The organism is Streptomyces sp. P9(2023) (genome assembly GCF_032436795.1).
Classification (GTDB): domain Bacteria; phylum Actinomycetota; class Actinomycetes; order Streptomycetales; family Streptomycetaceae; genus Streptomyces.
In genome coordinates this window covers 1-1,428 of record NZ_JAUPWM010000091.1, presented here as the reverse complement: position 1 = coordinate 1,428, position 1,428 = coordinate 1, and the positions used below count along the sequence as shown (strand labels likewise).

The following is a 1,428-nucleotide window of genomic DNA, read 5'->3' as shown; positions in this document are numbered from 1 at the left end:
CTAGTACTCCAGCTGTAGATCGTGATCTTCATGGCTGGATTGCGGCTTGTCGCCGGTAATGGCTGGCCTGTGATCGGGCCTGGTGACGGCGTCGCCAGTCGGACCAGCCGAGCCGGTGGGCCAGGTCGTGGAGAGGCCGGACGGTGATGGTGAGAAACAGGTGCTGGATCTCGTTGCAGGTCAGGGGGATCAGGTCGTCGGGGCCTGGCCGGTGGGCATGCTCCTCGGCGCGGACGACGGCCAGGAAGGCGTGGGCGAGCATGGCGAGGGTGACCCAGCGGCTCCAGGACGGGTAGCGGCGGACCTGGTGCTCATCGAGCCCGGCCAGGCCCTTCTCGGTCTGGAAGGTCTCCTCCACCCGCCACCTGGAGCCGGCCGTCTTGACCAGGGCGTGCAACGGGACCGGCGCGGTGGAATGGCAGCGGTAGTAGGCGAGTTCGCCGGTGGTGCGGTTGCGCCGGATCAGCAGCTGGCGGTAGCCAGGCGCCGGATCGGCGAGGTCGATGACGGCCCAGTCGTAGAAGCGGTGGCCCTTCGCGCCGCGGCCGGCCGACAGTTTCTGCCAGGCCCGCCTGGGCAGCTTCGCGGCCAACGCGTCGGCGCGGAAGTTCCCTGCCTTGGTGGCTACTTCAGCCGAGCGGGCCACCGCGAGCACGTAGCCCAAGCCGCGTTCCTCCAGGGCCGCCCTCAGCTTCGGGTTGCCGCCGTAGACCTCGTCGCCGGTCACCCAGTCCACCCGGTGTCCGGCGTCCAGGAACCGTTCGATCATCACGCGGGCCAGCTCCGGCTTGGTGGCGAAGACGGCGTCCTCGCCGAGCCCGGCCGCCCGGCAGCGATCCGGGTCCAGGATCCAGCAGCGCGGGACATACAGCTCCCGGTCCACCGCCGCGTGCCCGCGGGCACCCGCGTAGACGAGATACACAGCGACCTGGGAGTTCTCGATCCGGCCGGCGGTGCCGGTGTACTGGCGCTGGACCCCGACGGTGTGGGTGCCCTTCTTCACGTCGCCGGTCTCGTCCACGACCAGCACCGCCTGATCGTCATGAAGATGCTCGACGACGTACTCGCGGACATCGTCACGCACAGCATCGGCGTCCCAAGAGGCCCGGCACAGCAGGTGCTGCATGCCGTACGGATTCGCTTCTCCGGCCCACTCCGCGATCGTCCAGCAGTTCTTGCGCGGCAGGTCCGACATCAAGCCCATCACCAACCGGCTGGCCCGTAGCCGGGGTTCGACCCGGGTGAACCGCCCCGCGATCCGGCCCATGACCACCTCGAACGCCTCCCGCCAACGGCCAGGATCTATGCTGTGACCTGCGGCCACCGACTCTTCGTTCGTCTTCACAAACAACGATGATCATCGGTGGCCGTACCCGTTCCCGAACCCGCCCCCACCAGCAGGATCACGATCTACAGCTGGAGTACTAG

General features: G+C 68.3%; 1 protein-coding gene. It reads right to left on the bottom strand.

All coding sequences use genetic code 11. The annotated features are described in order from the left end of the window. Window positions 1-28: 28 nt before the first annotated feature. Window positions 29-1,267 carry an IS701 family transposase gene (locus Q5762_RS36740; protein ID WP_315896663.1) on the bottom strand — a complete coding sequence of 413 codons (1,239 nt, stop codon included), beginning with the start codon at window positions 1,265-1,267 and terminating at the stop codon, window positions 29-31. Window positions 1,268-1,428 lie beyond the last annotated feature (161 nt).